Source organism: Mesorhizobium sp. M2A.F.Ca.ET.039.01.1.1 (assembly GCF_003998035.1).
Taxonomy (GTDB): domain Bacteria; phylum Pseudomonadota; class Alphaproteobacteria; order Rhizobiales; family Rhizobiaceae; genus Mesorhizobium.
The window spans coordinates 1-5,693 of the sequence record NZ_RZRY01000410.1 but is presented as its reverse complement, the minus strand read 5'-3'; the positions used below and the strand labels follow the sequence as shown (position 1 = coordinate 5,693).

The 5,693-nt window shown below is 66.4% G+C and carries 5 protein-coding genes; 2 read left to right on the top strand and 3 right to left on the bottom strand.

The features are described from left to right. The first annotated feature begins 272 nt into the window (after positions 1-272). Positions 273-1,010, top strand: a complete 738-nt coding sequence (locus EOA24_RS25350) for a GntR family transcriptional regulator (protein WP_126079950.1) — start codon at positions 273-275, stop codon at positions 1,008-1,010. Positions 1,011-1,117: 107 nt separating this feature from the next. Then, positions 1,118-2,635, top strand: a complete 1,518-nt coding sequence (locus tag EOA24_RS25345; RefSeq protein WP_127258022.1) for a malonyl-CoA synthase — start codon at positions 1,118-1,120, stop codon at positions 2,633-2,635. 282 nt (positions 2,636-2,917) lie between these two features. Here EOA24_RS25345 and nagA read toward each other — a convergent pair whose 3' ends face one another. From nagA to EOA24_RS25330, 3 genes are all read right to left on the bottom strand, one after another. Then, positions 2,918-4,078 (bottom strand): N-acetylglucosamine-6-phosphate deacetylase, encoded by a 1,161-nt coding sequence (gene nagA / locus EOA24_RS25340; RefSeq protein ID WP_126079952.1) that lies wholly within the window; start codon positions 4,076-4,078, stop codon positions 2,918-2,920. After that, positions 4,075-5,106 carry an SIS domain-containing protein gene (locus tag EOA24_RS25335; protein WP_042637388.1) on the bottom strand — a complete coding sequence of 344 codons (1,032 nt, stop codon included), beginning with the start codon at positions 5,104-5,106 and terminating at the stop codon, positions 4,075-4,077. Before EOA24_RS25335 ends, nagA begins: the two co-directional genes overlap by 4 nt. Next, positions 5,103-5,693, bottom strand: a 591-nt coding sequence (locus EOA24_RS25330) for a GntR family transcriptional regulator (protein ID WP_133374603.1), incomplete at its 5' end; no start/stop codon positions are given. The genes EOA24_RS25330 and EOA24_RS25335, both read right to left, overlap by 4 nt.

Genomic DNA, 5,693 nt, shown 5'->3' with positions numbered 1-5,693 from the left:
GGCTGCCAGTTAATATACAACCGGCCCGCCTCTCGCCCGAGTTCCAAAGCCGAAGCGCTCATTGAACGACTGTTCAGTATATATAACGCCGTGCAGGAATAGCGGTTTCTTTGTCGAGATTCTACTTCACACATTCAATAGACCAGCCGCCTTGTCTTAAAGTCGAATATCATCTACCGCTTGAGCCCACCTTGCCCGGCTGTATGATACATGTACGGGAAATTGCTTGACCGAGGGACCCTGACAAAACTGGGCAAGCATTAGGAGTTCATTTGACACACGGAACTGCCGATGCGGGCGACGGCAAGGGCGCCAAGAGCACGCTGGCCAGTTCAGTATACCAAAAGCTCCGCGACGATCTTTTGCGCGGCGCGCTGGAGGCCGAGAGCAAGCTGCGTGTCGAATGGGTGGTTTCGCGCTACGGGGCGGGCGCCTCACCGGTGCGCGAGGCCCTCAACCGCCTTGCCGCCGAGGGCCTGCTCGGGCGGCATGACCAGCGCGGCTTCTTCCTCATGCCGGTCGGCGCCGCGGAACTGGAGGAATTGACGCGGACGCGCTGCTGGATGGAGGAACGGGCACTGCGCGAATCCATTGCGCACCGCACGGCCGAATGGGAAGAACAGCTGGTGCTGGCCCTCCACCGCCTGGCCCGCGCCGAGTGTCGCCTGCCGGAGGATCCCTCGACCAACGATCCGGAATGGGAGAAGCTGCACCGCGCCTTTCATCGGGCGCTGATCGCGGCTTGCCGCTCGCACTGGCTGATCGGCTTCTGCGAACAGCTTTCCGACCAGGCTTCGCGTTACCGGCTGATCTCGCAAAACGGGCCGGGCATGGGCCGCGACGATCTCGGCGAGCACCGCATCATCGCCGAGCGCACGCTGGATGGCGACGCCGACGGCGCCGTCGAGGCGCTTCTCAACCACTACCGCCTCACCGCCGCGATGTGCATGGAACGCTTCGCCCAGGGCTATGATCCGAGGGCCGGTATTGCCAAGGCGCGCCGCAGATAGCGACGGAAACCCGCCCACGGTCTTTTTGCTCCGGCGGCCAAATCTGCTATTCGCTCAGGCGAGCGCGACGCATGTGCCATTCGGCGTCCGCGCCTGAGGAACCCTGCATGACCAATCATCTGTTCGACGCGTTCCGTTCCCGCATGCCGGCTCCCGACCGACTGCTGATGGAGACGGATGACGGCCGTTCGATCAGCTATGGCGACATGCTGGCGAAGTCGGCGCAACTGGCGCATGCGCTGGTGCAGGCCGGCGTCGAGCCGGGCGACCGCGTCGCGGTCCAGGTCGAGAAGAGCCCGGAGGCGGCGCTGCTCTATCTCGCCTCGTTGCGTGCCGGCGCGGTCTTCCTGCCGCTCAACACGGCCTACACGCTGCCCGAACTCGACTATTTCTTCCGCGACGCCGAGCCGAAGCTGATCGTGTGCGATCCGGACCGTCTTGCCGGCGTCGAGCCGCTTGCCGCGTCGATCGGCGCCACGATGCTCACGCTCGGCCGTGAGGGACAGGGAACGCTGGCCAGCCAGGCTTCGCGGCAGGCGACGCAGTTCAGCGACCTCGCGCGCGGGCCGGACGATCTTGCCGCCATCCTCTACACGTCGGGCACCACCGGCCGCTCCAAGGGCGCGATGCTTAGCCACGAGAACCTTGCCTCCAACGCCCGCGTGTTGGTCGAGCAGTGGCGCTTCGGCGCCGACGACGTGCTGATCCACGCGCTGCCAATCTTCCACACGCACGGCCTGTTCGTCGCCACCAACGTTATCCTGATGGCCGGCGCGACAATGTTGTTCGAGCAGAAATTCGACCCGGCGCGCATCCTGTCGCTGATGCCGCGCGCGACGGCCTTGATGGGCGTGCCGACCTTCTATGTGCGGCTGCTGCAGCAGGAGGGGCTGACGCGCGAGGCTGCGAAGACAATCCGGGTGTTCATCTCCGGCTCGGCGCCGCTGCTCGCCGAGACGCACAAGGCCTGGCGCGAGCGCACCGGCCACGCCATCCTCGAGCGCTACGGCATGACCGAGACCAACATGAACACGTCCAATCCCTATGACGGCGAGCGGCGCGCCGGAACGGTCGGCTTCCCCTTGCCCGGCGTCTCGCTGCGCATCGCCGATCCCGAGACGGCCAGGCCGCTCGCCCAGGGCGAGATCGGCATGATCGAGGTCAAGGGGCCGAACGTCTTTGCCGGCTATTGGCGCATGCCCGAGAAGACCAAGGCCGAGTTCCGCGACGACGGCTTCTTCATCACCGGCGACCTCGGCCTGATCGACGCCGACGGCTATGTCCACATCGTCGGACGCGGCAAGGACCTGATCATCTCCGGCGGCTACAATGTCTATCCGAAGGAGATCGAGAGCGAGATCGACGCGCTCGACGGCGTCAGCGAAAGCGCGGTGATCGGCGTCGCCCATCCTGATTTCGGCGAGGGCGTCACCGCTGTCGTGGTGCGCAAGCTGGGATCGGTGATTGACGCCTCAGACATTGCCGGCGCTATTGCTAGCCGGCTGGCGAAATACAAGCATCCGAAGCAGGTGATCTTCGTCGACGAACTGCCGCGCAACACGATGGGCAAGGTGCAGAAGAACGTGCTGCGCGAGGCGTATAAGGATATCTACGTAGCGCGTTGAGCCGGCTAATTACTATCGAGCGGCGGGCCTCGGAGATTGGCCGAGGCGCCCATCGGGGTCGTCATCCTAGGAGCAAGGAGCAAAGCGACGCGCGCAGACCCTAGGATCCATTCCGTAACGCTACCGCGCTGCTAACATGGCAGAATTCTGCACCGTTGCACTCTACATCACAGGTCACGGAATGGATCCTCGGGTCAAGCCCGAGGATGGCGACGCGCTAAAGGCTTCGCACAATCGCGAACGTTTGCGTGGGTTTCCCGACTGACGATGGGATCGAGAGGCCTACGCTCCAAAAACCTTCTCGCCACCGATCCAGACATTCTTGACATCCAGATCCTCCGACAGCCCAACAATGTCGGCAGCTGTCCCGTTGGCGAACCGCCCGAGCCGGTGCGGCTGGCCGATTGCCTCGGCGGGATAGAGCGAGGCCATGCGCAAGGCCTCGTCGAGATCGAGCCCGATGACGCGATGGACGAAGCGGATGGCGGAGATCATGTCCAGGTCGGCGCCGGCCAGCGTGCCGTCGGCGAGCCTGAGGCTCCCGTCCTTGCGGTAGATGGTGCGGCCGTTCAGCGTGAACGACGTCATGTCGGTGCCGATCGTCGCCATGGCGTCGGTGACCAGCACGATCTTGCCTGGCCCCTGCTTGCCGCGCAGCGCGAGGATCATCGTCGCCGGATTGACATGGATGCCGTCGGCGATGATGCCGGCATACAGACCACCGCTATCGATCGCAGCGCCCGCCAGGCCCGGCTCGCGGTTGCCGATCTGGCTCATGGCGTTGAAGAGATGCGTCACCACCGTGGCGCCGGCGGCGGCGTAGGCGCTGGCCGTCGCGTAATTTGTATCGCTATGGCCGAGGCTCACGATAACGCCGGCCTTGGCCAGCGCGGTGACACGGACCGGTTCGACCGATTCCGGCGCGATCGTGGTGAGCAGCACCGGCAGGTCCTGGCGCGCGGCGATGAGCGCGGCCTGGTCGGCGTCGGTCATCGGCCGGATCAGCGCCGGATCATGCGCGCCCTTGCGGGCCAGGGAAAGATGCGGCCCTTCCAGATGCAGGCCGAGGAAGCCCGGCACCTTTTCCCGGGCCGCCTCGCCGCCCGCAGCGATGGCGGCGGCGGTAATCGCCGGCGTGTCGGTGATCAGCGTCACCAGCAGCGCCGTGGTGCCGAAAGGCGCATGCGCCCGGCAGATCGTCTCTATCGAGGCGACGTCGGGATGGTCGTTGAGCATGACGCCGCCGCCGCCATTGACCTGGATGTCGACGAAACCGGGCACCAGCAGGCCGCCGCCGGTCTCGACCACCGGAACGCCGGACGGAATGGCGCCGGCGGGCAGGATGGCCTCGACCAGGTCGCCCTTGACGACAAGGGCGGCGTTGTCATGCCAGTCGGCGCCGTCGAAGATGCGGGCGCCGGTGAGCGCGAAACGGTTGCTCATACGGTTTCCGTCACCTTGCGCAGATTGCGCGGCGTATCCGGGTCGAGGCCGCGATGACGCGCGAAGGCCTCGACGAAGCCATAGAAGGACACGATCAGCGGCAGCGGATCGGTAAGCGGATGGCCGGTAGCGACATGGGGAAGAAGCCTCGCGGCCTTGGCCTTGTCGGAGGTGATGAAGGCGGCGGCGCCCTTGGCCGTCAGACCATCAGCCGCCTCGGCGACCGAGGGTTCCGACGCGTCTCGCGCGGCAAGCGCCAGCACCGGGAACCCCGGTCCGACCAGTGCCAGCGGCCCATGCATGACTTCCGCCGCGCTGTAGGCCTCGGCATGCATGGCGCAGGTTTCCTTGAATTTCAGCGCCGCCTCGCTGGCGATGGCGAAGGAGGGGCCACGGCCGAGGATGAAGAGCGACTGCGGATCCTCCAAGGCGCCGGCGAGCGCCATCCAGTCGCAGGCGATCGCCTTCTCGAAATGGGCCGGCAGGCCGGCGAGCGCCTTGAGCAGTGCCTGGTCGTCGGTGGCGTGCGCCATCAGCGCGAGGCCGGCGACGGCCGAATTGACGAAGGTCTTGGTGGCCGCGACGGAGCGCTCCGGCCCGGCGAGGATATCGATGGCGTAATCGGAAGCCCGCGCGAGCGGCGAGTCGGCCGTGTTGGTGATGGCGACGGTGAGCGCGCCGCCGGCCCGCGCCGTTTCGGCCATGGCGACGATGTCCGGGCTCTTGCCCGACTGCGAGACCGCCAGGCAGGCGGAACCACGGAGTCTCAACTTGGCGCCGTAGATCGAAGCGATCGACGGCCCGACGGAAGCGACCGCAAGGCCGGCCGTCAGCTCGACGGCATATTTCATGAAGGTCGCGGCATGGTCGGACGAGCCGCGCGCCACGGTGACGACGAATTGCGGGTCACGCTCGCGCAGGCCGCGACCGGCCTCGGCCAAAGCCGAAGCCGAGCCGTCGAGAAGGCGGGCGGCGGCTTCAGGGATCTCGTCGATCTCGCGCCGCATATGGGTGGTGGTGGCGCTCATGGCCGGATCTCCTCTCCCGGCCCGGTCAGCCGGAGTTCCGCGACGAAATCATAGGCGTCGCCCCTGTAGACTGAGCGGGTGAACTCGATCACCTTGCCGCTCGCCAGATACGAAATGCGCTCGATCTGCAGTCCGGCAACCCTCGGCGGCACTTCCAGGAGGCGCGCATCGGCATCGCCGAGATTGGTGGCCGAGATGCGCTGCACGGCGCGCACCGGACGATTGCCAGTCATGCCAAGCGCGGCGTAGAGCGAGGAGCCGATCGCTTCGGGATCGGGCAGAACGCTGGCCGAGAGCGCCGCGCGCTCGATCGCCAGCGGCGTGTCGTCGGCGATGCGCAGGCGCGCGACGCGGGCCACCAGCTCGGTCGAGGAAAGGCCGAGCACCATCATCTCGTCGGGCGACGGCGCATAGAGGCCGCGGTCGAGCCAGACCGAACGCACCGTCATGCCGCGGCGCGCCATGTCCTCGGTGAAGGAAGTGAGCCGGGACAGCGACTGCTCGACGCGCTCCATGCGCGGCGCGACGAAGGTGCCCGAGCCGTGGCGCTGGATGAGGATGCCGCCCTTGACGAGGTCCTGCACCGC